This window comes from Photobacterium sp. J15, from assembly GCF_963870815.1.
Taxonomy (GTDB): domain Bacteria; phylum Pseudomonadota; class Gammaproteobacteria; order Enterobacterales; family Vibrionaceae; genus Photobacterium; species Photobacterium marinum.
Genome location: NZ_CAWMUI010000001.1, coordinates 3,504,475 through 3,529,098, shown reverse-complemented (window position 1 = coordinate 3,529,098; position 24,624 = coordinate 3,504,475). Strand labels below are relative to the sequence as shown.

Sequence of the window (24,624 nt, the reverse complement as noted above, 5' to 3'; positions counted from 1 at the left end):
ATGTATAAAAAAGAGCGCCGATTGGCGCTCTTTGTGTACAGGTATTTGAAGGCGTTAGAACAGTTCGTTTGAGCTGTCAGCGTCGAAGATTGTCTCCGAGCCGCCTTCACCGACTAATTCTGTCGGCTCTGTGCCTTTCTCGTAATACTCAAACATTGATGTGTAGTCATTATGGTTGCTGAGCTTGCCGGTTTCACGGTCGATGCGCACTTTCACGATATCAGCAGGTAGTTGCTTGCGCTGTACCGGAACATCTTCCAGTGCCTGTTTCATAAAGGAAATCCAGGCTGGCTGGGCAGTCTTGGCACCGGCTTCAGCACCACTGGTCTGGTTCTTGTCCAGGTTATTGTTCCAACCTGTCCGGCCCAGAGCTCGGCTGTGATTATCAAAGCCCACCCAGGCGGTTGCGACAATGTTAGGGCCGAAACCTGAATACCAGGCATCTTTTGAATCGTTAGTGGTACCGGTTTTACCACCGATATCGCGACGTTTCAGTACCTGACCACGCCAGCCGGTACCGTTCCAACCGGTGCCATGGCGCCAGTCACCACCGCCCCAGATATTACTGGTCATCATTTCACGAACCAGGAATGCGTTTTGCTCAGAGATCACCTGAGGTGCAAAGTGCTCCGTCTGGTTGTCTTTTTCAATCGCACTGCCGCCAGCCCCCAGTTCCTGTTCGCTGATGGCTATGTCATTCAGTACCGCACGGCTGGCTGCGACTACGTGGCCGGCTTGCTGTTGTTCCAGCTGGCAGTCGGCATTGCAGGCGATGTTAGGGTGAGCCTGGTAAACCAGGTTGCCGTAGGCATCTTCGACTCGTTCGATGAAGTACGGTTCAACAAAGTAGCCGCCGTTGGCAAAGACGGCAAAGCCCTGCGCCATTTCCAGCGGGGTCAGGCTTCCTGCACCCAGGGCAATTGCTTCAGCACGAGGCAGATCTTTCCGTTTGAAGCCAAAGCGGGTCAGGTAGCTGATAGTCTGGTCCAGGCCGACACTTTGCAGGACACGCACCGCCATTACGTTCTTCGACTGGGCCAGGCCAAGGCGAAGACGGGTCGGGCCGTTATAAGTTGGTGGTGAGTTCTTTGGACGCCATGCTGTTCCCATGCTCTGATCCCAGCGGTTGATCGGTGCATCGTTGATCAGGGTGCCCAGAGTCATGCCGTTATCCAGTGCTGCAGAGTAGATAAATGGCTTGATGCTTGAACCTACCTGGCGAATCGATTGAGTAGCACGGTTAAACTTACTGTGTACGAAGTTGAAACCACCCACCATGGCTTTGACCGCACCGTTTTGCGGTGAAACAGCCACGAAAGCCGTGTTGGCATCTGGTACCTGGCTCAGTACCCAGTCCTGCTCTTTTTGCTGAACCCAGATTTGCTGACCAGGTGCCAGGATATCGGCGGCTGCTTTCGGCACCGGCCCTTGACGTTTGTCTGTCATAAAGCGGCGGGCCCACTTCATACCATCCCAGTTGATAGTCTGTTGCTCGCCGTCTTTGGTGATCACATCCGCTGTTTTATCGTTGACAGCGATGACAACGGCAGGCAGTAGGTCACCGTAGCTTGGCTGTTTTTTCAGGTGGCTGATGATTTTGTCCTGATTCCAGGCCATTTGCTCAGGTTGCCACAGGGTGGCGACGGCACCGCGGAAACCATGGCGCTGGTCGTAGGCCAGCAGGTTGTTGATAGCTGCTTGTTGGGCGGCGCGCTGTAGTTTCGGATCAACGGTGGTGTAAATGCGCATGCCTGAGGTGTAGGCATCTTCTCCATAGCGATCAACCAGCCATGCCCGGGCGCGCTCTGCAAAGTACGGGGCATTCAGTTCGATTTCGGCACCATGGTAGCGGGCGATAATCGGCTCTGATTTCGCCTGAATAAGTTCAGATTGGGTAATGTAACCTTCGTTGAACATACGGCTTAGCACCACGTTACGGCGGGTGGTGGCACGGTCGAGGGAGTATATCGGGTTCATCGTCGACGGTGCTTTCGGTAGGCCGGCGATGATGGCAATTTCACTTAAGGTCAGTTGGTTAACTTCTTTACCAAAGTACACCTGGGCAGCGGCACCGACACCATAGGCGCGGTAACCCAGATAAATTTTGTTGAGGTAGAGTTCCAGAATCTCATCTTTGCTCAGCAGCTGTTCGATATGGATGGCAATGAAAATCTCTTTAACTTTACGCATGATCTTTTTCTCGTTGGAGAGAAAGAAGTTACGCGCCAGCTGCTGGGTAATGGTACTTGCCCCCTGTTTGGCTGAGCCTGAAACGGCAACCACGAAGGCGGCTCGGGCAATACCGATAGGGTCGATGCCCGGATGGTCGTAGTAACGGCTGTCTTCCGTTGCAATGATGGCGTTAATCATCTGCGGCGGGATGTCATTGAGCGACAGCGGAATACGGCGCTTTTCACCAAACTGTGAAATCAGTTTGCCGTCGACACTGTATACCTGCATCGGCGTTTGCAGCTCGACATTTTTCAGAGTGGCTACATCCGGCAGTTCAGGCTTTACATAAAGGTAAAACCCAAAAATTGTACCGACTCCAAGGATTATGCAAATTAATGCAAGAATTAATAATCGCTTTATGAACTTCACTTGAGATTTCCCGTTACACCAACATTCGACCGTTCAATACGTCTCGCCCAATAGTATAAAGATAACTCGAAGAAAATTAACGCCAAAGATTAGTGTTTATTGGAAAGAAAAGGGCTTTTCCGTTACCAGGGAGCAGAGCACGGTATGTTTCGGAACCCACCGATTATAGGAATTGATATTGGCCACCATAGCGTTAAAGCGGTCGTGCTGTGTCAAAAAAAAGAACGAATAGAACTGTTTGCCTTTACCGAGGCGGTTTTGCCCGCGTCGATAATCAATGACCAGCATAGCGTGAATACATCGGCGTTATTGTCAGTTATACGTAAATTAAAAAAAAGTTTGCCATTTGGTGCAAGGAACGTGGTGCTGGCATTACCAGACAGTGCTGTGATCAATAAGGTTATTCAGCTTGATACAAATTTAAGTGATGAAGAAGCTGAATTTGCTGTCAGCCAGGCGCTCAGCGCCTCATCGCCGTTTCCAGTTGAAGAGCTCAGACTCGATTTTTTTCCGTTGTCACCAGAGTCCCTGGTTTCGTCAGTGACTGCGCCGTATCAGATTATTGCAGCTCGGAAAGATGCGATTGACAGTCGGGTTGAAGCCATCAGGAAGGCTGGGTTGAAACCAAGGGTGGTCGAGTTGCAGACGCACGCATTGTTGTGGCTCGCCGCTCACGCTGCCGAATTTAACCTTCAGCAGGATCTGTGGGGCATTGTTGATATCGGCAAACGCTGCACCGAGTTCTGTGTTAAGCCGCCGGGTGGTTCGGCCTACCACAGGGAAGTGGCATTCGGAACCGCCCATCTCAATATGACGGCTGGTGAAGATGTCATGCAGGTGTTTACGCCGGATCAGGCTGAGATTGAGCAATTTACCAAACAGCTTGCGGATCAGCTCAAACGCCATTTGCAGCTTTATAACTCAACCCACCCCAGGACACCGCTGAAAGGGATCTGGTTATCCGGTGGCAGTCAGCATGTTGTGTTGGATGAGCTGTTGGGGCGATTGCTGAATATTGAAGTGCAGTGGATGAATCCCTTCCGTTATTTGCCTGCCGGAAAGACGCTGGGTGAGATGGCTGACAATAGTTTTTACAGCCAGTATGCAGTGGCAACCGGGCTGGCTCTGAGAGGGATAGCAGCATGATAGATAAGATTAACCTGCTTCCCTGGCGAGAAGAAAAGCGCAGGTTGCACCGGCAGCGTTTTTTTTCTCTGCTCGGTGGTGCGGTTGCCGTTGCGGTGTTGCTGTTATGGGGCGGTGCGAGTTATAGCGGCCAGCAACAGTTGGTCCAACAGGAACGTAACCGACACTTACAGCAGGAAATTACTCGTTTGGAGAGAAAGCTGGAGTTGTTGCCGGAACTGGAAAAGCAGCGTGAGGCGTTGAATCAGAGGCTTGGGGTTATCGCCGAAATACAACAGGATCGAAACAGGGTGACGCATTTGTTGAGCATTTTACCCGGCTTGGTTCCGCAGGGGGTTTATTTAGATGATGTTGTGTTGGCTGCCGACAGGATTGCGGTGAATGGAATCGGTGACTCTAACGGACGTCTGGCGACAATGTTATCTAATGCAGAAGTTTCGGAGTGGTTTAAAGATGTCACTATGCACTCCATTGTGGCAACGAAAGGAAAAAAGAATCAGGACTTAACCCGGTTTAAGGCTTCTTTCATTATGACTCATCCGGCAGAACCGGCTCAGAATGTGGTTGCAGTTAATAAGGAGAAGCTGGGTGAGTGATTGGCAGGATTTGGAACTGGATGAAATTGCCGACTGGCCACTGCTGCCTCAGTCTGTAGTGGCCATTTTGTTATTAGTCATGCTGGCTTTTGCCGGACACTGGTTTTGGTTAACCCCGATGGAGGATGAGTTAAATCGACTAAAGCAGACGGAGACTGAGCTTCGCGGGCAGGTACGTATTCGGGCTAGTCAGGTGGCTGCTTTACCAAGGGTAAAACAACAGGTTGAAGAGCTGAAAGGACGTTATCAAAAGGTGGTTGAGCAATTACCTGAAGAGTCAGAACTGGCCAGTCTGTTGTCCGGGGTTAATGATATCGGCATTCGTAACGGGTTGGAATTTCAACGTATTGAGTGGGCACCGCGGGTAGGTCACCCCCTTTATGACGAATTACCCATGAATATTGAGCTGACCGGTGGTTATGAGGATATCGGTGAGTTTGTTGCCTCTGTTGCCAGACTGTCGCGTATCGTCACCCTGAATGATTTTGAGCTGAAACTTATTGGCCAGCAGAGCAATAAAGAGCAGCTGTCATTGAAAGTGTTGGCTAAAACTTATCGCTTTAAGTCACCAGAAATAAAGGAACCATAGTATGTATCGATATGGTGTATTGATTCTGGCTGGTGCGCTGCTGCTCGGATGCAGGGCTAATGATGAGCCGATTCGGGATTTTATCGCTCAGGCGCATGATGAAGCGAAGGCAAGAGTTGAGCCATTGCAGGAGCAGTACGAATTTGTCGCGGATGAGTTCGTGATGACCAGCGACCGGATCCCGTTTCTTCGACCTCGGCCGGAGCAGGCAGATAAAAGTACCGGGGAGAGTAAAAACTGCTGGCAGCCTACTCATAACAGGAAACAGATGCCGCTGGAGCGTTATCCGCTGGAACAGCTGAGTATGAAAGGCATTTTGGGTGGCGGTAAGCAACTCTGGGCGCTGATTTATACCCCTGAGGGCCAGCTGTTCAAAATACGTGAAGGGCATTATATCGGCTTGAACAGCGGGAAAGTACTTCGGGTCAGTCAGAAAAGTATTGAGATAGAAGAAGTGTTACCTGATGGCGTCGGTTGTTGGCTTAAGCGGTCGGTTACCTTGCCTTTGCTCACCACTGATTCTGTAGTATAGAAAGGAATAAGTATAACGATGAAAAGGAAATATCCGACAACCATTACCGGATCGGCCTTCTGGCTGTGCGTGATTTGCCTGCTGGCGTTCTCTGTTACGTTTCAGGTCCGGGCTGGCGTGGTGGCGGACAATCAGATCACCAATATTGACTTTAAACGTAACGGTAAAGGTCAGGGTGTGCTGGGGGTAGAGCTGGCTAAGGCGCAGTCTTTGGTTGATATCCGTCGTTCAGGGAAAAAATTGTACATTGATATCGTCGGGGCGGGACTTAGTGATGACATGGTTTATGTTCTTGATGTGGCTGATTTTGCTACTGTTGTCATGTCGGTGGAAACATTTCGTATCGAAAATGGTTCCCGGTTGGTTCTTACAATGTCGAAGGCATTTCTCTATGACTATACCCTGAATGGTTCATTGTTGAATGTCATGGTTGAAGGTGTCTCGGAGGATAAAAAGCAGCACAAAGAAGCCACCATTGCTTACAAGGGGAAACCGATATCCATTAACTTCCAGGATGTACCGGTGCGTAATGTTTTGCAGTTAATTGCTGAATATAACGACTTTAACCTAGTCGTGTCTGATTCGGTGCAGGGGAACGTAACCCTTCGCCTTGATGATGTGCCCTGGCCACAGGTATTGGATATTATTTTACAGGTTAAAGGGTTAGATAAACGCATCCAGGGTTCGGTGGTACTGGTGGCACCGAAGCAGGAACTGGCTCAGAACGAGCAACAGGCTCTGGAGGCCAAACGCAAAGAAGAAGAACTGGCTTCGCTGCGTTCTGAAATCATTCAGATTAATTATGCCAAGGCCACGGATTTGTCGTGCTTGCTACAAGGTGGTGATGATGGGATCAGCATGCTGTCGCCACGGGGTTCTCTGCATGTGGATGAAAGAACCAACTCGCTGATTATCAATGATCTTCCGGAGAGTCTGGCCAATATTCGGGATATCGTTCAGGTATTGGATATTCCGGTGAAGCAGGTACAGATTGAAGCCCGAATAGTATCGGTCGATGATGAAGATGTTGAAGAGATGGGGGTGCGCTGGGGGATCCTCAGCAGCAGCGGTAATACCACGGTAGGTGGTTCGATTGAAAGTAACCTTGGTTCAATTGGGGTATTGGATCAGACTGCTAATGTAAATGACTTTTTGAATGTGAACTTGGCCGCGCAAACCCCGGGCGCATCCAGTATTGCCTTTCAGGTCGCCAAGCTGGGTGACATCCTACTTGATTTGGAATTATCAGCGTTACAGTCTGAAGATAAAGCTGAGATCATTTCCAGTCCGCGCCTGATGACGACCAATAAGCAGACGGCTTATATCGAACAGGGTACTGAAATACCTTACCTAGAAGCATCATCGAGCGGAGCTGTGTCGGTCGGGTTTAAAAAAGCCGTATTGAGCCTGATGGTCACACCGCAGATCACACCGGATGATAAGTTGGTGCTGGATCTGGTAGTGACTCAGGACAGCAAAGGGGATACGGTGAGCACCGGTACCGGTGAGGCGGTATCGATTAAAACCCAGCGCATTGGTACCCAGGTTTTGGTTGAAAACGGTGAGACCATTGTACTGGGCGGTATTTTCCAGAATGAGCTTCACAATAAAGTAGAAAAAGTGCCGTTACTGGGGGATTTGCCGGTGTTGGGAGCTCTGTTCCGACATAAACTTAAGGAGTTAAAGAAGCGTGAGCTGCTGATTTTTGTCACACCTAAGATTGTGATGCAGTAGGTCCGATGTGAGGAACTCATGGCGACGAGGGCATGGGATATTGCCGTTTGTCGCCTTTAACTTGTTGCATTAATTAGTTAATTTCTTAGTTTCTTTATTGTTATCCTGCCCGGATTTACACCTGTAGACGGGTGTTGGTGGGGAATTAATTGGCAACGAGACTTTCTGGCTATTGCCAAAGGACACCGAGTCCTGAGATAATTTTCGGTCTTAATCACGAATAAATGTGAGGAAGTTGGCGCCTCGGGCTTATTTTATTGATAGCCTGCGGGCGGTGTCGTTTTATTAACCGCGCGTAAATTTGCTAAAAATGGCTGAAAAACGAAATATTTTCCTGGTCGGCCCAATGGGTGCCGGCAAAAGCACTATTGGTCGACATCTGGCACAGCAACTACATATGGAATTCTTCGATTCTGATACAGTGATCGAAGAACGTACCGGAGCTGATATCAGCTGGGTATTCGATGTCGAAGGTGAAGATGGTTTTCGTGTTCGTGAGGAGAAGGTGATTAATGACCTGACTCAGGAGCAGGGTATCGTTCTTGCTACAGGTGGCGGTTCTGTGAAAAGCAAGGAGAACCGAAACCGCCTGTCTGCTCGTGGTATTGTGGTTTACCTTGAAACAACTATCGAAAAACAGTTGGCACGTACTCAGCGTGATAAGAAGCGTCCACTGCTTCAGACACCGGAAGAACCACGTGACGTGCTGGAAGCGCTTGCAGAGGAACGTAATCCTTTGTACGAAGAAGTTGCCGACTATGTAGTACGTACTGATGATCAGAGTGCTAAAGTAGTGGCTAACCAAATCATCAAGATGCTTGAAGAGCGTTAATCACATAGAGAAGCTGACCATGGAACGGATCAACGTCAATTTAGGTGACAGAAGCTACCCAATCTCAATCGGCGCCGAGTTATTCAATGACCCGGCGCTATTTTCCTCTGCCATCCAGGCCGGACGACGTGTTGTCGTGGTCAGTAACGAAACGGTGGCGCCATTGTATGCCGAACAGGTAATGGCGACCATCCGCTCTCTCCTATGTGATGTTGCTCTGCTGTCGCTGCCTGACGGCGAACAGTATAAGACGCTTGATACTTTCAACCGGATCATGACTTTTCTGCTTGAGGGCAATTATGGTCGTGATGTGGTGATTGTCGCACTTGGAGGCGGCGTAATTGGTGATGTGGTGGGATTTGCTGCCGCAAGCTACCAGCGCGGCGTTGATTTTATCCAAGTGCCGACAACCTTGCTCTCTCAGGTGGACTCTTCCGTTGGTGGTAAAACTGCCGTGAACCACCCGCTGGGCAAGAATATGATTGGGGCATTTTATCAGCCCAAGGCAGTAGTCATTGATAACTACTGCTTGAAAACCCTGCCTGAGCGAGAGTTTGCTGCCGGTATGGCTGAGGTGATTAAGTACGGTATTATCGCAGATGCTGACTTTTTTACCTGGCTGGAGCAAAACATCGAAAAGCTGCAGGCACTCGATAATGAAGCACTTTCTTATGCGATTGGCCGGTGTTGTCAAATCAAGGCTGATGTCGTTGCTGCGGATGAGAAAGAGTCCGGTGTTCGTGCTCTGCTGAATCTTGGTCATACTTTTGGTCATGCTATTGAAGCTGAGATGGGCTATGGTAACTGGTTGCACGGTGAAGCTGTCGCAGCCGGTACCGTTCAGGCGGCACAGACAGCTTTCCTTCACGGTTTGCTGTCAGAAGGCGATGTCCAGCGAATTACTCGCCTGCTGGAAAGGGCCAACTTGCCGGTTGAAGCACCGGCATCGATGGATTTTGATTGTTTTATGAAACACATGATGCGGGACAAGAAAGTATTGTCCGGCCAGCTCAGGCTGATACTGCCAACTTCGATTGGTAGTGCTGAAGTAGTTGCCGACGTACCCCATGAGGTCCTGCGCCGTGTGATTCATGCTTGAAGCTGTGAATTACCATGACGCGTGACATTCAGGTCGCCATGCTGGATCTGGACAGCCAGATCCAACTTCTTTCCCGTATTCAATTTCTTACTCGTTTTAGTTCCAACCTTATTCAGATCACCGGCCGTGAAGGCGCCGGTAAGACCTGGCTGGCTCAGCGTTACCTTGACCAATGGGCCGGTAATAGTAACCAGGCGCTGTTAATGTGTCATCCGGCCCAGAATGACAGCCAGCATCGTTCTATTATTCTTAAGCAACTGGCTTTTCAAGCCGTCTTCAATGAGCAGGATCCGCTGCAGCAGAGTGTTGATCGGCTGTTTGTTGACAGTGGTGCTAACCTGTTGATTGTTATTGATGATGCACAGTTACTCAGCCCGTCTCTGATTGCCGAGCTTTGGGCGCTGGTACAGAGCGCGCAGGCTCGCCCGGGGTGGCAGGTCAATGTGCTATTGTTTAGCCAAAGCGGTAAGTTGGATAAGTATCTGAGCCGGGTGTCTCATGGTCAGGGACAGGCACCGCTTGAACTGGAAATTACCGATTTAACGGAACAAGAAGTACAAACCTTTGTCGAAGTGATTTTTGCCAGCGATAGGCTGGACGCGCCAGGAAGGCGATCTATTAAAGAAAAAGCGGCAGCAACGGCACCGACACCGGGCGCCTTGATGCAGCTTCAGCAAACGGAGCAGACGAATATGGCAGGTTCTTCTTCACGTAAAATTTCCCCGATGTTGCTGCTGGTGGCATTACTGGCACTGGTGGCTGCCGGCGTGGCGTTTATGTTTATTCCGGGTGATGAGCCAGCTTCTGTTGCTGAGCAGAGTGAACCACAGGACGATGAAACTCTGCCGGAACCTGTATTGTCGAGCGGGCGTTTTGACCAACAGGAGTTGATCGCCGCTGAAGAAACACCACTATCGCAACCGGAAACGGAAGTGGTTGAAGAGCGAATGGAGGATGATACTGATTCGCTGCCACCTCAGGTGGTGACTGAAGGACTAACGGTTGGGCGCAACAGCGAAGAGAGCAAGCGAGTAGTAGTGCCTTCCGATGTGGTTGATGCCATGATCACCGAACAGGAGCAGGGTGGTACCGGAGAGCAGGCTCTGGCGATGCGGCCTGATGTTGAAACGGCTGTCTCTGATATGCTGGAAGAGCAAACAGCTCCGGTTTCGGAAACCGCTTCGGATGCAAGACCTTCTGTTTCTCAGGCTCCGCCGGAAGAGGTTGCTCCGGTAGCCGTTGTTGCAGCACAGCCAAGTGCCCGCCGTTCTGTGCCGGGTGCTGAGCTGAAAACTGTGGATCGTCGCCATTATGCGTTGCAGTTGGCCGCTCTGAAGTCGATGTCGGCGGCGAATCAGTTTATTGCCGAATATGATATTTCCCGGATCGCGACTATCTATGAAACCCGCCGTAACGGTGAACCCTGGTTCATTATTATCACCGGTGATTACCCTGATATGATTTCAGCACGTAAGGCAGAAACCCGTTTGCCGCAAAGGCTTCAAGCTGTGCAGCCATGGGTGAAATCTTATGCGCAAATCCACCGTGAAATTGATCGGGTGAAATAATCGCACCAGTTAGCAGATATTTACGTGAATTGGTATCAGACCGGGTGTGAAATGAGGTACAATCCGCCACCTTTCGTAACAATATCGGTATTGGTGGTGGGTAGCTGAATGAAAAAGCAACGAGCATTCCTTAAATGGGCTGGGGGGAAGTACTCTCTGGTCGAGGAAATCGAGCGTCATTTGCCACCTGCACGGAAATTGGTTGAGCCGTTTGTCGGGGCCGGTTCGGTATTTTTGAATACGGACTTTGAGCAGTATCTGCTGGCTGATATCAACCCGGATCTGATCAACCTGTACAATATCCTCAAGGAAAAGCCTGAGCAATTTGTTAAAGATGCCAGGGCGATGTTTACTCCGGAGTTCAACCAAAAAGGGGCCTACCTGGAAATCCGCGATGAGTTCAATCAATCGCGAGATCCGTATCAGCGTTCGTTGTATTTCCTTTATATGAACCGTCATGGTTTTAACGGCTTGTGTCGTTATAACAAAAAGGGTGGTTTCAATGTGCCGTTCGGCTCTTATAAAAAGCCGTATTTCCCGGAAGAGGAAATGTACGCGTTTGCTGAAAAAGCCAAGCGTGCCACTTTTGTTTGTGAAGGTTACCAACAGACTTTTTCCCGAGCTCGTAAAGGTTGCGTGATTTATTGCGATCCGCCATATGCACCGCTGTCGACCACGGCAAACTTTACCTCTTATGCCGGTAATGGTTTTAGCCTGGATGATCAGGCTGCACTGGCTGATGTTGCTGAGAAAGCTGCGGCAGAGCGTGATATTCCGGTACTGATCTCGAACCATGACACTACGTTGACCCGTCGCCTATACCATGGTGCGGAGTTGTCGGTGGTGAAGGTTAAGCGCACAATCAGCCGTAATGGCGGTGGTCGTAATAAGGTGGATGAACTGCTGGCGTTGTTCAAGCCAACTTCTTCCTGATTTACTCTTCTTGAAGTAACTGGACCTGTTATTAGCGGGTTGCCGTCACGGCCATAACAATGGCAAGCAGCAGCCCGATAAAGATTGCAATAGCGACAATACCGGCAGCAATAAATGGCCAAGGGCTTTTTTCGCTGAAATCCTGTTGGCGGTTTTGCTCTGACTGCACACCAAACAAAGCTGCGGCTACACTGAGCGCAAGGTTCTTTTTCTTGCCAGTCGGTTTCTGTTCTTGCTCTGATGTTTCGCGCATTTTGCTCCTTCTCTCGTTGATTACGGTTATCTTCTCAATATTTTTCGCACCTTGTACCTTGCACTTGGCTTCTCTATTTCTTCCTTACTTATTGCTCTGGTAATTATTTGGTGTGATATAAGACAACATTAGCCGGATCGGGTAGAATTGCGTCGATTTCGATAACGTTTTCGTATGTACCGTATAGAGGCTGAACATGAAGGACTTTTTGATCGCTCCATCTATCCTGTCTGCAGACTTTGCCCGTCTTGGTGAAGATGTCGAGAAAGTACTGGCTGCAGGTGCCGATGTCGTGCACTTTGATGTGATGGACAATCACTATGTGCCGAACCTGACTTTTGGGGCCCCGGTGTGCAAGGCACTGCGTGACTACGGTATTACCGCTCCGATTGATGTGCACCTTATGGTCAAGCCTGTTGACCGTATTATCCCTGACTTTGCCAAGGCCGGCGCCACTATGATCACGGTGCATGCCGAGGCAACCGACCACCTTGACCGCACTCTGCAGCTGATTAAAGAACACGGCTGTCAGGCGGGTGTAGTATTTAACCCGGCAACGCCGCTGCATTACCTTGACTACATCATGGATAAAGTAGATCTGATCCTGCTGATGTCAGTTAACCCTGGCTTCGGTGGTCAGTCATTTATTCCGTCTACTATGGATAAGCTGCGCGAAGTGCGTAAGCGCATTGATGCTTCTGGTCGTAAGATCCGCCTGGAAATTGATGGTGGCGTGAAAGTCGACAACATTCGTGAAATCGCTGAAGCGGGAGCTGATATGTTTGTTGCCGGTTCTGCTATTTTCAGCCAGCCGGATTACAAAGCTGTTATTGATGAAATGCGTGCAGAGCTGGCTAAGGTAACGCGTTAATGGCACATCTCGAAGGTATTCGTTTTATTGCTTTCGACCTTGATGGAACGCTGATCGACAGCGTTCCTGATCTGGCTGATGCAACTGACAAGGCCGTTCAGGCCCTGGGTTTTCCGCCGGTAACGGTTGAGCAGGTGACGACCTGGATTGGTAATGGTGCTGATATTCTGATCAGCCGGGCATTGAGCCGCAGCCAGGAAATCGACCCGGATTTGGATCCGGCTCTGCATCGAGAGGCCCGCCAACTGTTTAACCGTTTTTATGAAGAAGGCGGCCATAAACAGAGCAAGTTGTACCCGGGGGTAAAAGAAACCCTGGCAGCATTCCATCAGGCTGGCGTGCCGATGGCGATTGTGACCAACAAGCCATCCCAGTTTGTACCGCATCTGCTCGAGCAACATGGTATTGCCGACTATTTTGTCGATGTGATCGGTGGTGACACTTTCCCGTTGAAAAAGCCGGATCCATATGCCTTGCACTGGTTGATGGAAAAACATCAGCTGGCGGCTTCAGAGATGCTGATGGTCGGTGATTCGCGCAATGATATCTTGGCGGGTAAAGCGGCAACATGTTATGTTGTCGGACTGACCTATGGCTACAACTATGGCCAGCCAATCAGTGCCAGTGATCCCGATATTGTGCTGGATCACTTCAGCCTGCTGGCAGATGTGGTTAAACTAGGCAGCTAGTACGTTCAGCCCCAATTGGCTGACAGCAAGTTTTGAATTTTAGTCAGCGGCGAAAGCCGCTGCTTATTTGAGTGACATAGGAAAATCTCATCATGACTAAACCCATTGTATTGAGTGGCGTGCAGCCTTCTGGCGAATTAAGTATCGGTAACTATCTGGGTGCGCTGCGTCAGTGGGAACAGATGCAGGATGATTATGATTGCCAGTACTGTGTTGTCGATCTACACGCCATCACTGTACGCCAGGATCCTCAAGCACTGCGTGAAGCAACGCTGGATGCGCTGGCGGTTTGTCTTGCTGTTGGTGTTGACCCTAAGAAGAGCACACTGTTCGTTCAGTCGCACGTGCCTGAGCATGCCCAGCTTGGCTGGTTGCTGAACTGCTACACCCAAATGGGTGAGCTGAGCCGTATGACCCAGTTCAAAGACAAGTCGCAGCGCCACGCAAACGACGTTAACGTCGGTCTGTTCGACTACCCGGTACTGATGGCGGCAGATATCCTGCTGTACGGTGCTCACCAAGTGCCGGTTGGTAGTGATCAGAAGCAGCATCTGGAGCTGGCTCGCGATATCGCTATCCGTTTCAACAACATTTACGGCAACGACGAAGAAATCTTCCAGGTGCCGGAGCCTTATATTCCGCAAGTGGGCGCGCGTGTAATGAGCCTGCAGGACGCTACCAAAAAAATGTCCAAGTCAGATGCCAACCGCAAGAACGTAATTACCCTGCTGGAAGAGCCGAAGTCGATCATCAAGAAGATCAACAAGGCGCAGACGGATCCGGAAAATCCGCCACGCATTGCACACGATCTGGAGAACAAAGCCGGTATTTCTAACCTGATGGGGTTGTACTCTGCCGCGACCGGTAAGTCGTTTGAAGAGATTGAAGCCCAGTACAAAGGTGTAGAGATGTACGGCCCGTTCAAGAAAGACGTGGGTGAAGCTATCGTTGCGATGCTGGAGCCGGTACAGGCTGAATACAAGCGTATTCGCGAAGACCGTGCTTACATGGATTCAGTAATGAAAGCCGGTGCAGAAAAAGCGTCTGCCCGTGCTGCGGTAACGCTGAAGAAAGCTTACGAAGCGGTGGGTTTTGTGGCCCGTCCTTAATGGCTTTTTCCCTGCGATTTTGCTTTGAAACCGGCCTTTTGGCCGGTTTTTTTCTTCATGACTTGCCTTTCTGTTTCCCTGTAGCAAAATAGACCGCCAATCCACTCAGGGAGCTGACGTATCTAATGCTGCTGATCATCGATAACTACGACTCTTTTACTTATAACCTGTACCAGTATTTTTGTGAGTTGGGTGCGCAGGTGAAAGTTGTGCGTAACAACGAAATCGATCTTGCAGGCATTGAAGCGCTGGCACCGTCTCACCTGGTGATTTCCCCTGGGCCGTGTACGCCGAATGAAGCCGGGATTTCCCTTCGGGCGATTGAGCATTTTGCCGGTAAGCTGCCGATCCTGGGTGTGTGCCTCGGACACCAGTCGATAGCCCAGATTTTCGGGGCTGAAGTGGTACGGGCCCGCCAGGTAATGCACGGCAAGACATCACCTGTAGTACATACCGGCCGCAGCGTATTTGCCGGATTGAACAATCCGCTGACCGTCACCCGCTATCATTCGCTGGTCGTCAAAGCGGATACCCTGCCGGACTGTTTTGAGGTTACCGCCTGGACAGAGCTGGACGGTGAATTTGACGAGATCATGGGTATTGCTCATAAGTCTTTGCCAATTGAAGGGGTTCAGTTCCATCCCGAGAGCATTCTGACCGAGCAGGGCCATCAGCTTCTGGCTAACTTTCTTCGCCGAAAGGCTGCCTGATCTTATATCCCCAGCATTTTATCCTGCTCTAAGCCACTAATTAGTGGTTTCTCTATCTGCTTTATGGCGTAAATCCGTACCGATAAATGCGGCTTATAAGGCAAAAGCCCGAAGATTTGCGCGATCTCCCTCACTTTTCTTAACATTCTGTTTATTTTTGCCTGCATTTTTTCTGTGGAAATTTTATGCGTGTTTAGGTCGGAAGGAAAAACACTTTCCTATGTGGAAAGAGACTTTTTTCCCAGAGGGGGTTAATAATTTTTCCTTAAGTGTGCATAAGTATGTTTGTTTTAGCGAATAAGCCAACCAAAAGTTGAGATAAAAAAATATTCTGCTATTGGAATTGGTTAATAAAATGTAAATACTATGCTTAAGGTAAAAATCACAGAAGGATACGATGATGACGATGGAGCACAAAGTAGGACGTCAGTTGTTTGATGAGGTGATGGTGCCTTGTTATTCACCAATGCAAATCATTCCGGTTAAAGGTCAGGGTTCTCGAGTGTGGGATCAGGATGACCGCGAATATATCGATTTTGCTGGCGGTATTGCAGTGAGCTGTCTGGGGCATTGTCATCCTGCAATGGTTGGTGCACTTAAGGCGCAGGCGGGCAAATTGTGGCACTTGAGTAATGTCATGACCAACGAACCGGCGCTGCGTCTGGCGAAGAAGCTGACAGAGCATTGCTTTGCTGAGAAAGTCTTTTTTGCCAACTCCGGCGCTGAAGCTAATGAGGCGGCCTTAAAGCTGGCCCGTCGATATGCTGCGGATAAATTTGGTCCGGAAAAATCAGAAATCATCTCCTTCCAGCAGGGTTTCCACGGCCGGACATTCTTTACGGTTACCGTCGGTGGTCAGGCGGCTTATTCTGACGGCTTCGGGCCGAAGCCGGGCGATGTCACCCATCTGGCCTACAACGATCTTGAAGGGTTGGCGGAGCACATGTCAGAGCGTACCTGTGCTGTGATGATGGAGCCGCTTCAGGGGGAAGGCGGGATTATTTCACCGACCAGTGAATTTATTCAGGGCGTCCGTGAGCTGTGTGACAAGCACAATGCCCTGCTGATTTTTGATGAGGTGCAGACGGGTAACGGTCGTACCGGTAACTTCTATGCCTACCAAGGGCTTGGCGTCACGCCGGATATCCTCAGCACCGCTAAATCTCTGGGTGGTGGTTTCCCGATAGGTGCCATGCTGACAACTTCGGAGCTAGCCAAGCATCTAAAAGTGGGTACTCACGGTTCAACTTATGGCGGTAACCCGCTGGCCTGCGCTGTCGCCGAAGCGGTGGTCGATGAGGTGACCAAACCTGAAGTGCTGGAAGGGGTAGCACAGCGTGAACTGTGGTTCCGCGAAGCGCTTGAGAGCATCAATGACAAGTTCCCGACGTTTTCTGAAGTGCGCGGTAAAGGTCTGCTTTTAGGTGCTGCTCTCAATGATCAGTGGCAGGGGCGTGCCCGTGACATTCTGCTGGCTGCCGGTGAGGAAGGGTTGATGGTATTGGTTGCTGGGCCAAATGTGGTGCGTTTCACGCCGTCACTGGTGATTGATAAAGCTGATATTGATGAAGGCATGGCCCGTCTTGAGCGTGCTATCGCCAAACTGCACCAGTCTTAATTGCAGACATTACTACATTCTACAGGGACTATCGGGCGGCTGGCAGGAGCCGGGCTGCCTGATAAAGCCTGCCCACTACACTTCCGGGCAGGAGAACCATTGTTTAATCACGATTAGCTAGCGGCATTGCCCGCTACCTGCATCAGGAGGGAGTACGATGCTGGTTATACGTCCTATTACTGAAGCCGATCTGCCGGCACTGCTGCAATGTGCCGAAGAGTCAGGTCATGGTTTTACTTCACTGCCGGTGAATGAAGAGATCCTGAATAACAAGATCGCGCATTCAATTGAGAGTTTTGCCAAAGAGGTGACCAAACCGGGGTCTGAAGGCTACCTGATGGTGGCTGAAGATACAGAAACCGGTGAAGTGGCCGGCACCACAGCAATAGAGGCCGCAATCGGGTTGGATACCCCTTTTTATACTTATCACTTGAGTACCGTGGTGCATTCATCACGTCGCCTCAATGTCCATAATGTGGTGAAGGTGCTGACGTTCGGTAATGATTACACCGGGGTCAGTGAGCTTTGTACCTTATTCCTGCGTCCGGAGTGGCGTCACGGCTCGAATGGCCGCCTGTTGTCTAAGTGTCGCTTTTTGATGATGGCCGAACATTCTGAGCGCTTTGATAAAACGGTTATCGCGGAAATGCGCGGCGTCTCGGATGAAGAAGGGAACTCGCCGTTCTGGCAATGGCTGAAAGAGCATTTCTTCTCGATTGATTTCACCCTGGCTGATTATCTGACCGGGATAGGTAAGAAAGGCTTTATCGCTGATTTGATGCCGAAGTTGCCGATTTACGTCAACTTGCTGAGTGACGAAGCCCAGGCTGTTATCGGTGAGGTGCATGAGAAAACCCGCCCGGCATTACGTTTGTTGGAGCAGGAAGGGTTTACCTGCCGTGGTTATGTCGACATCTTTGATGCCGGTCCGACGGTTGAGTGTGATGTGCGAAATATTGAGTCGGTGCGTCATTCCCAGCGCTGTACCGTGTCGATTGGTGAGCCGGGTAACGGACGGGATTGCTTGGTCAGCAACGTCTCTTTTGACAACTTCCGCGCTGTGGCCGCCAAAGTCCGTTTTGAAAACGATGAGCAGATAGTAGTCGTTAGTGCTGAGGTTGCAGAGGCTTTGCAGGTTAAGAACGGCGATCAGGTTCGCTTGATCGCGCAATCGTAAGACGGGGAGAACAAGATGACACAGTGGATTGCAGGTAACTGGTTGCCGGGTAAAGGTGAAGTGATGCAGTCACACAACCCGTTTAGCGGGGAGGTGATTTGGCATGGCCAGGGAGCGACTGCCGAGCAGGTTGAGCAGGCGGTGGCCTGTGCCCGGCAGGCACTGGTTGGCTGGCGCAAGAAGAGCTTTGCCGAGCGTCAGGCGGTTGTTGAGCGTTTTGCTGAGCTGGTAAAGCTTAACGGCGAAGAGGTAGCACGCACTATCGCAGAAGAAACCGGCAAGCCGCTGTGGGAAACCCGGACTGAAGCGGCGGCGATGGTAGGCAAAATAGGTATCTCATTGCGGGCATATGAGGAACGGACCGGTTTCCGGCAGAAAGAGGTGGCCGGAAGTACCCAGGCTGTGTTGCGTCATCGTCCGCTGGGAGTCATGGCGGTATTCGGGCCTTATAACTTCCCGGGGCATCTGCCAAACGGCCATATCGTACCTGCTTTGTTAGCTGGCAATACCGTAGTTTTCAAGCCGTCAGAGCTGACGCCGAAAGTGGCGGAAGAGATGATGAAACTGTGGCAGGAAGCGGGATTGCCTGATGGGGTGATTAACCTTGTTCAGGGCGGCCGGGCAACCGGTGAGGCACTGGCAGGTTCGGCTGGCATTGATGGACTGCTCTTTACCGGCAGTGCCAATACCGGCCATATCCTCCATCGTCAGTTTGCTGGTCATCCGGGTAAGATGCTGGCTCTGGAGATGGGAGGTAACAACCCGATGGTGATTTCGAAACACTATGGCGGGTTGGACGCGACTGTCTACACTATTATTCAATCAGCGTTTATCAGTGCCGGTCAGCGCTGTACCTGTGCCCGTCGCCTTTACCTGCCACAAGGTGATGAAGGAGATGCGCTGTTGCAACGGCTGGTAGAAGCAACCGCTGAGCTGAGAATTGACGGTCCGTTTGCCGAGCCGCAGCCGTTTATGGGACCACAGATTTCCGAGGCTGCCGCCGATAACATTATCCTGGCTCAGGACAAGCTGGTGAACCTTGGCGGAAAAATCCTACTGGAAGCTAAACGTGGCCAGGGGGCGATTGTCACCCCGGCGATTGTCGAAGTCAGCCAGGTAGCAGAACTGCCAGATGAAGAGTACTTTGGCCCGTTGTTGCAGGTAGTCCGCTACCGGGATTTAGAACAGGCTGTCACATTGGCAAATGATACCCGTTATGGTCTGTCAGCAGGGTTGGTATCAACGGATGATGATGAATGGCGGTACTTTATTGATCATATCCGTGCCGGTATTGTGAATCGTAACCGCCAGCTGACCGGTGCCAGTGGTGATGCGCCGTTCGGTGGTCCGGGGGCGTCAGGTAACCTGAGGCCGAGTGCGTACTACGCGGCAGATTATTGCGCTTATCCTATGGCATCAATGGAAGGGGAGCAAACCGAGCTGCCGTCACAGCTGTCACCGGGTATTACTTTGTAATAACAGAAGGGGAGCGTCATCATGGAAAGAGTCGAGCAACTGTTTGATGCATTGTGGAAGGATTACACCGAGCGGCTCTGTCCATCGGCCGCACAGGTTCATGATCTGCTCGAAGAAGATGAGCCGCTGCTTAATGACCATATTGCCCTGCGTACCTTCAATCTGCCGCAGGTCGGCTTCGACCGGCTGGCGGCTCCTTTTATTGCTATCGGCTACAAACCTTGTGGGAAATACCATTTTGAAGCCAAGAAGCTCTATGCTGAACACTTTGAGCACCCGAATCCGCTGGCACCAAAAGTGTTTATCAGTGAGTTGATGGTCGGGCAGTTTTCTTCCTTGTTGCAGGAAACGGTTCGCGATTTGGTGAACCAGGTGCCGGAGGCAGCGATGCATGATCCGGCTTTCCTCTATGGTGGCCGCCTGTGGGATTTGGATTTTAAAACCTATGAGCTTTTGTCTGCAGAAAGTGAATATGCTGGCTGGGTGGCAGCTCATGGTTTCGGGGCCAATCATTTTACGGTCAGCATTAACCAGTTGGAGCAGTTCACCGAGGTCCATGAAGTGAACCACCTGCTGCTTCATAACGGTTTTGTGATCAATGAGTCGGGGGGCGAAGTTAAAGGCAGCCCGCAGGATATGCTGGAACAGTCCTCCACCATGGCGGATAAGGTGCCGGTACAATTCCTTGATGGTGTTCATACCATCCCCGGCGGTTTTTATGAGTTTGCCAAGCGTTACCCGATGGAAGACGGTGAACTGTACCAGGGGTTTGTGGCGGCATCGGCCGATAAAATTTTTGAAAGCACCAATAGCCAGCCGCCTTTGGTCGATTACTAATGACAAAGGCAGTTTAGAGAGTATGACAAGCCCCACGGTTACGAGACAGTGGGGCTTTTTTCTGTTTTAAGTAGTTAGTGACCACAGTGGCTGTCGAGTGAAGGACAGTCAAATTCGCCGTTCGTAGTAGTTCGCCGATGCTGCCTGGTGAAGATGGCATGCTGTTCCAGATAGTGACGCTGATCACTGAAACCGGTCAGCTCTACGGTCGGGGGTAGGTTGGCAATAACTGAGGGAATTGTTGAACCCGCGTTGGGGGCAAAGCGCTCGATATCCATATCCTGTGTCCTGTCGTCCCACTCGGTCCTGATGGTCTCCTTCCATCCCGGAACCGGAGCAGGTCATACTTGAAAGATATGCACAATGTAGCATTAATAAAGGGGATCGCAAGAGGTGAGTCAGTGAGCGAGGTAGCAAATTATGCCTGATAAAATTGGAATGATTCCCCGGTGGTATGATCGCAGCAACAAAAAAAGCCGCATCAAGCGGCTTTTTGTCATTCATGTCTGGATGGTTCGCTTAGCGCGTACCGTAGACAACGATAGTTTTACCGTGTGCCGAGATCAGGTTCTGCTCTTCAAGCATCTTCAGGATACGGCCAACCGTTTCACGTGAACAGCCAACAATCTGACCGATTTCCTGACGAGTGATCTTGATCTGCATACCGTCTGGGTGAGTCATTGCATCTGGCTGTTTTGCCAGGTTCAGCAGTGTCTGTGCGATACGACCGGTTACATCCAGGAATGCAAGGTCGCCAACTTTCTGGCTGGTTACCTGCAGGCGGCTCGCCATCTGAGCTGATAGACGCATCAGGATGTCAGGGTTAACCTGAATCAGCTGGCGGAATTTCTTGAATGAGATTTCTGCTACTTCACAAGGTGTTTTGGCACGAACCCAAGCGGTACGTTCCTGACCTTCTTCAAACAGACCAAGCTCACCGATGAAGTCACCTTGGTTTAGGTAAGACAGGATCATCTCCTTGCCTTCTTCATCCTTGATCAATACGGCAACAGAACCTTTGACGATGTAGTAGAGAGTTTCAGCTTTCTCACCTGCGTGGATCAAAGTGCTCTTTGAAGGGTACTTGTGAATGTGGCAATGGGAAAGAAACCACTCTAGAGTTGGATCTGTTTGAGGTTTACCTGGAACCATATTACTAACTTCCTCTGCGTTTGTTGCCCAACAACGACATCCCTAAAAATTGAAGCTGGGCCTAACAATAAAATTGTTTGCCTTTAGGATATTCAGTCAGCCGCTGGGCTGCAAGCTCACTTGAATAATTAGTTTCAGAGTTTATCTTTTTTCGGCCTGTATTTCTTGATATTGATCTATCTGAAAAGGCCATTTTGTAGTCATAAGTGTGCACATGATCACAACTGTGTAATCATGTGCCAAAACCGCCTGATTTTAGTAAGGAGAAAGTCATGCAATCGAGAGTGAAATGGGTCGAGGAAATGACCTTTTTGGGGCAGTCAAATTCAGGACATAGCATCGTAATGGATGGCAATGGTGGTGAAAAAGCACCAAGTCCGATGGAAATGGTTTTGATGGCTGCCGGTGGTTGCAGCTCTGTGGATGTGGTCGACGGCCTGAAGTCTGCCGGACAGAAAATTACCGCCTGTGAAGCACAAATTTCTTCCGTCCGCCGCGAACAGGCACCGCGCCTGTTTACCTCCGCAAACCTGCACTTTGTGGTGACCGGACATGATCTGGATGAAGCGGTCGTTGCCAAAACTGTTGCTGACTCACTGCAGAAATACTGTTCAGTGTGCCTGATGCTGGGTGAAGGGGTTGAGATGACCCATTCTTATGAGGTTATTAAGGCGTAACTGATTGATCTTCAATCTTTTAACGAGTAACGAGATACTCTTTTCTCGTTACTCGATATAGATAATTGCCTTTTGAGTCAGCTTATTTTACCGGTATCAATCAGTTGCTGGATCAGCGGTCGCATGATCAGCTCCATTGCAAAGCTCATTTTGCCGCCCGGCACTACCAGGGTGTTATGGCGAGACATGAAAGAGCCCTGGATCATCGCCAGCAGGTAGGGAAAGTCGACGTTCTTGATACCGCGGAAGCGGATCACCACAAAACTTTCATCCAGGCTCGGAATGGCCTTGGCGGTGAACGGGTTGGAGGTATCGACGGTCGGTACCCGCTGGAAGTTAATATGGGTACGTGAAAACTGCGGTGTAATATAGTTGATGTAATCGTCCATTGAGCGAACGATGGATCCCATTACCGCTTCACGGGAATGGCCGCGATCCCGGGTATCCCGGACGATCTTCTGGATCCACTCCAGGTTGACGATTGGCACCATGCCGATCAGCAGATCGACGTGTTGGGCGACGTTGATATCTCCGTCCACCACACCGCCATGTAATCCTTCATAAAACAGTACGTTGGTATTCTCCGGCAGATCCTGCCACGGGGTAAAGGTGCCCGGCATCTGATTATAAGGCACGGCTTCGTCGAAAGTGTGCAGGTAACGGCGAAATTTACCGCTGCCGTCATCACCGTACTGGCGGAAGAAAGTCTCGAGTTGGGCAAAATCATTGGCTTGAGGGCCAAAATAGCTGATATGCCGTCCTTGATCTTTAGCTTTGCGGATCTCAACATCCATCTCCGGCCGGGTATAGCGGTGGAAACTGTCACCTTCCAGCCAGGCGGCGTTGATGCCCATCATATTGAACATTTTGCGGAAAGCTTCAGAGGTGGTGGAGGTGCCGGCTCCTGAAGACCCTGTTACTGCAATAATCGGATGTTTTGCAGACATGACAAACCCTGTCGTTAACATTAATCCTCAGAGTTATTAACAGGCTGTTAAGGAAAGGTCAAGCGGAACCGGACACGGATAGCGAAAATGATACAGTGGATAAAAAGTGGATTAACCGCTGAATTCGTGGCGCAGCTTGATATCGATCGATTCATGCAGCTCAGAAAAAACCACCACCGCTTCGCCGGAAGCCAGTTGCTGGCGAACATGGCGTACTTTATCGGACAGGCTCATTTCATTCTCACCGTAATCGGTGCCTTCGCGAAGCACAAAATACTCAATGAGGTTATCCAGGGTTTCCGGATCAATCTCTTGCCAGGGAATAATCATTACAGGGCTCTAATCGTTGACTGCTGATAGGATGATTATATTGGCAATTTCGTTAATTGTTTAGGAGAACTGTAGCCCCAGTCCTCCACAGTTTATTGGTGTTGGATTTAATCTTCTAAATTCGAAATTTAATTAGCTTCCCGCTTTTTTAAGAAACCACTCCGGTACTGTTTTTTCCAGCCACAGCTCCGGGTTTCGCCAACTGCCGGTGACAAAGCCGACATGGCCGCCGTTATCGCTAAGGTGGTAGTCGATGTTATCAGGCAGCGGTTCGGTCGGGATCACTGCCTCGGTCATAAACGGGTCGTCAGCGGCATGGATGATACGCAGTGGTGTGGTGATCCGTTGCAATTTGCTGATCCCACTGCAGCGTCGGTAGTAGTCGTCGGCATCTTTAAAACCATGTAGCGGCGCTGTCACCAGCTCATCGAACTGCCACAGGGTACGTATGTGTTCCACCTGACCCGCTTCCAGCGGCATCGCTTCGGGTAGCACAGCGATTTTTTTGCTGAGGTTCTTCTTCATGGAGTTCAGCAGATATTGTTGATAAACCCGGGAAAACCCCTGCTGGATCCTTTCTGAGCAGGAAGACAGACTAAGCGGTGGCGAAATCACCTGCGCAGCCTGGACTTCAGACTGAGACTGATGCTCTGCCAGGTAGTTGACCAGCATATTGCCGCCGAGCGAGACACCAACTGCCCAGAACGGGTTATCCGGCAGTTGTTTTCGCAGCCAGTTGAGGAAGAAGGTCGCATCTGTGGTTTCACCGGAGTGATAGCCGCGTGCAAGGCGGTTGATTTCGCCGCTGCAGCCCCGAAAGTGCATCATTACACCAAGCCAACCTTGCTGGCTGGCAGCATGAAGCAGGCCGTTGGCGTAAGGACTGCGGAAGCTGCCCTCCAGACCATGAAATAACACCAGGACAGGACGGTCGGCCGGATAGCTATCGATGGGGGCCGTCCATGCCAAATCAAGGAAGTCGCCATCCGGTGTTTCCAGCCGTTGCTCTATCGGAGTAAACAAAGGATTGCGGCGAATAAACCGCGGCAGCAGGGTTTGTAGGTGGGCATTACGTAGTCCGCTGGCGGGCTCGAAAGGTGTCATGGTCGGGATGTCCTTCAGTTATGTCTTGCCTGAAAAAGCCGGTT

25 protein-coding genes are annotated in these 24,624 nt (G+C 50.5%); 18 read left to right on the top strand and 7 right to left on the bottom strand.

The window, feature by feature from the left end; genetic code table 11:
- Positions 1-54: 54 nt before the first annotated feature.
- A complete protein-coding gene (locus AACQ93_RS15845; protein WP_064606136.1) occupies positions 55-2,601 on the bottom strand; it encodes a penicillin-binding protein 1A in 2,547 nt (848 codons plus the stop codon).
- Positions 2,602-2,745: 144 nt separating this feature from the next.
- On the opposite strand from AACQ93_RS15845, the gene pilM reads away from it, so the two are divergent.
- The 9 genes from pilM (at position 2,746) to dam (ending at position 11,630) form a co-directional block, all read left to right on the top strand.
- Positions 2,746-3,747 carry a type IV pilus biogenesis protein PilM gene (gene pilM / locus AACQ93_RS15840; RefSeq protein WP_064606134.1) on the top strand — a complete coding sequence of 334 codons (1,002 nt, stop codon included), beginning with the start codon at positions 2,746-2,748 and terminating at the stop codon, positions 3,745-3,747.
- A complete protein-coding gene (locus AACQ93_RS15835) occupies positions 3,744-4,343 on the top strand; it encodes a PilN domain-containing protein (RefSeq protein ID WP_064606132.1) in 600 nt (199 codons plus the stop codon). Before pilM ends, AACQ93_RS15835 begins: the two co-directional genes overlap by 4 nt.
- Positions 4,336-4,932, top strand: coding sequence for a type IV pilus inner membrane component PilO (locus tag AACQ93_RS15830; protein ID WP_064606130.1), 597 nt, complete (start codon positions 4,336-4,338; stop codon positions 4,930-4,932). The genes AACQ93_RS15835 and AACQ93_RS15830 overlap by 8 nt, the downstream gene beginning before the upstream one ends.
- A 1-nt stretch (position 4,933) precedes the next feature.
- A complete protein-coding gene (locus tag AACQ93_RS15825; protein ID WP_064606128.1) occupies positions 4,934-5,464 on the top strand; it encodes a pilus assembly protein PilP in 531 nt (176 codons plus the stop codon).
- Between the two features lie 18 nt (positions 5,465-5,482).
- Positions 5,483-7,198 carry a type IV pilus secretin PilQ gene (locus tag AACQ93_RS15820; RefSeq protein WP_064606126.1) on the top strand — a complete coding sequence of 572 codons (1,716 nt, stop codon included), beginning with the start codon at positions 5,483-5,485 and terminating at the stop codon, positions 7,196-7,198.
- Positions 7,199-7,508: 310 nt separating this feature from the next.
- Positions 7,509-8,030, top strand: coding sequence for a shikimate kinase AroK (aroK, locus tag AACQ93_RS15815; protein WP_007469286.1), 522 nt, complete (start codon positions 7,509-7,511; stop codon positions 8,028-8,030).
- 19 nt (positions 8,031-8,049) lie between these two features.
- Positions 8,050-9,129, top strand: coding sequence for a 3-dehydroquinate synthase (gene aroB, locus AACQ93_RS15810; RefSeq protein ID WP_064606124.1), 1,080 nt, complete (start codon positions 8,050-8,052; stop codon positions 9,127-9,129).
- 14 nt (positions 9,130-9,143) lie between these two features.
- Positions 9,144-10,697 (top strand): AAA family ATPase, encoded by a 1,554-nt coding sequence (locus AACQ93_RS15805; RefSeq protein WP_064606122.1) that lies wholly within the window; start codon positions 9,144-9,146, stop codon positions 10,695-10,697.
- Between the two features lie 108 nt (positions 10,698-10,805).
- Positions 10,806-11,630 carry an adenine-specific DNA-methyltransferase gene (dam, locus tag AACQ93_RS15800; RefSeq protein WP_064606120.1) on the top strand — a complete coding sequence of 275 codons (825 nt, stop codon included), beginning with the start codon at positions 10,806-10,808 and terminating at the stop codon, positions 11,628-11,630.
- A 31-nt stretch (positions 11,631-11,661) separates the two neighbouring features.
- On the opposite strand, the gene AACQ93_RS15795 is transcribed toward dam, so the two are convergent.
- A complete protein-coding gene (locus AACQ93_RS15795; protein ID WP_007469278.1) occupies positions 11,662-11,883 on the bottom strand; it encodes a DUF2970 domain-containing protein in 222 nt (73 codons plus the stop codon).
- Between the two features lie 196 nt (positions 11,884-12,079).
- Between AACQ93_RS15795 and rpe the strand changes: the two genes are divergently transcribed.
- The 8 genes from rpe (at position 12,080) to AACQ93_RS15755 (ending at position 20,370) form a co-directional block, all read left to right on the top strand.
- Positions 12,080-12,754, top strand: a complete 675-nt coding sequence (gene rpe / locus AACQ93_RS15790; protein WP_007469276.1) for a ribulose-phosphate 3-epimerase — start codon at positions 12,080-12,082, stop codon at positions 12,752-12,754.
- Positions 12,754-13,443, top strand: coding sequence for a phosphoglycolate phosphatase (locus AACQ93_RS15785; protein WP_064606118.1), 690 nt, complete (start codon positions 12,754-12,756; stop codon positions 13,441-13,443). The genes rpe and AACQ93_RS15785 overlap by 1 nt, the downstream gene beginning before the upstream one ends.
- Before the next feature lie 92 nt (positions 13,444-13,535).
- Positions 13,536-14,552 carry a tryptophan--tRNA ligase gene (gene trpS / locus AACQ93_RS15780; RefSeq protein WP_007469273.1) on the top strand — a complete coding sequence of 339 codons (1,017 nt, stop codon included), beginning with the start codon at positions 13,536-13,538 and terminating at the stop codon, positions 14,550-14,552.
- Between the two features lie 125 nt (positions 14,553-14,677).
- On the top strand, positions 14,678-15,262 hold the full coding sequence (locus AACQ93_RS15775) for an aminodeoxychorismate/anthranilate synthase component II (RefSeq protein WP_064606116.1): 585 nt from the start codon (positions 14,678-14,680) through the stop codon (positions 15,260-15,262).
- Positions 15,263-15,662: 400 nt separating this feature from the next.
- The gene (locus AACQ93_RS15770; protein ID WP_064606114.1) at positions 15,663-16,880 is read left to right on the top strand and encodes an aspartate aminotransferase family protein; all 1,218 of its coding nucleotides are present in this window, start codon (positions 15,663-15,665) and stop codon (positions 16,878-16,880) included.
- A 157-nt stretch (positions 16,881-17,037) separates the two neighbouring features.
- Positions 17,038-18,057, top strand: coding sequence for an arginine N-succinyltransferase (gene astA / locus AACQ93_RS15765; protein WP_064606112.1), 1,020 nt, complete (start codon positions 17,038-17,040; stop codon positions 18,055-18,057).
- A gap of 15 nt (positions 18,058-18,072) precedes the next feature.
- Complete coding sequence (gene astD, locus AACQ93_RS15760) at positions 18,073-19,533, top strand: succinylglutamate-semialdehyde dehydrogenase (protein WP_064606110.1); 1,461 nt, start codon at positions 18,073-18,075, stop codon at positions 19,531-19,533.
- Positions 19,534-19,554: 21 nt separating this feature from the next.
- Positions 19,555-20,370, top strand: coding sequence for a DUF1338 domain-containing protein (locus AACQ93_RS15755; RefSeq protein WP_064606108.1), 816 nt, complete (start codon positions 19,555-19,557; stop codon positions 20,368-20,370).
- A 74-nt stretch (positions 20,371-20,444) separates the two neighbouring features.
- On the opposite strand, the gene AACQ93_RS15750 is transcribed toward AACQ93_RS15755, so the two are convergent.
- Both AACQ93_RS15750 and crp read right to left on the bottom strand, forming a co-directional pair.
- A complete protein-coding gene (locus AACQ93_RS15750; protein ID WP_064606103.1) occupies positions 20,445-20,648 on the bottom strand; it encodes a hypothetical protein in 204 nt (67 codons plus the stop codon).
- A gap of 241 nt (positions 20,649-20,889) precedes the next feature.
- Positions 20,890-21,522 (bottom strand): cAMP-activated global transcriptional regulator CRP, encoded by a 633-nt coding sequence (gene crp / locus AACQ93_RS15745; RefSeq protein WP_036801200.1) that lies wholly within the window; start codon positions 21,520-21,522, stop codon positions 20,890-20,892.
- A gap of 272 nt (positions 21,523-21,794) precedes the next feature.
- Between crp and AACQ93_RS15740 the strand changes: the two genes are divergently transcribed.
- Positions 21,795-22,199 (top strand): OsmC family protein, encoded by a 405-nt coding sequence (locus AACQ93_RS15740; protein ID WP_007469257.1) that lies wholly within the window; start codon positions 21,795-21,797, stop codon positions 22,197-22,199.
- Between the two features lie 77 nt (positions 22,200-22,276).
- On the opposite strand, the gene AACQ93_RS15735 is transcribed toward AACQ93_RS15740, so the two are convergent.
- From AACQ93_RS15735 to AACQ93_RS15725, 3 genes are all read right to left on the bottom strand, one after another.
- The gene (locus AACQ93_RS15735; RefSeq protein ID WP_064606101.1) at positions 22,277-23,146 is read right to left on the bottom strand and encodes a phosphoribulokinase; all 870 of its coding nucleotides are present in this window, start codon (positions 23,144-23,146) and stop codon (positions 22,277-22,279) included.
- Positions 23,147-23,257: 111 nt separating this feature from the next.
- Positions 23,258-23,476, bottom strand: coding sequence for a YheU family protein (locus tag AACQ93_RS15730; protein ID WP_007469254.1), 219 nt, complete (start codon positions 23,474-23,476; stop codon positions 23,258-23,260).
- Between the two features lie 132 nt (positions 23,477-23,608).
- On the bottom strand, positions 23,609-24,580 hold the full coding sequence (locus tag AACQ93_RS15725; protein WP_007469252.1) for a hydrolase: 972 nt from the start codon (positions 24,578-24,580) through the stop codon (positions 23,609-23,611).
- Positions 24,581-24,624 lie beyond the last annotated feature (44 nt).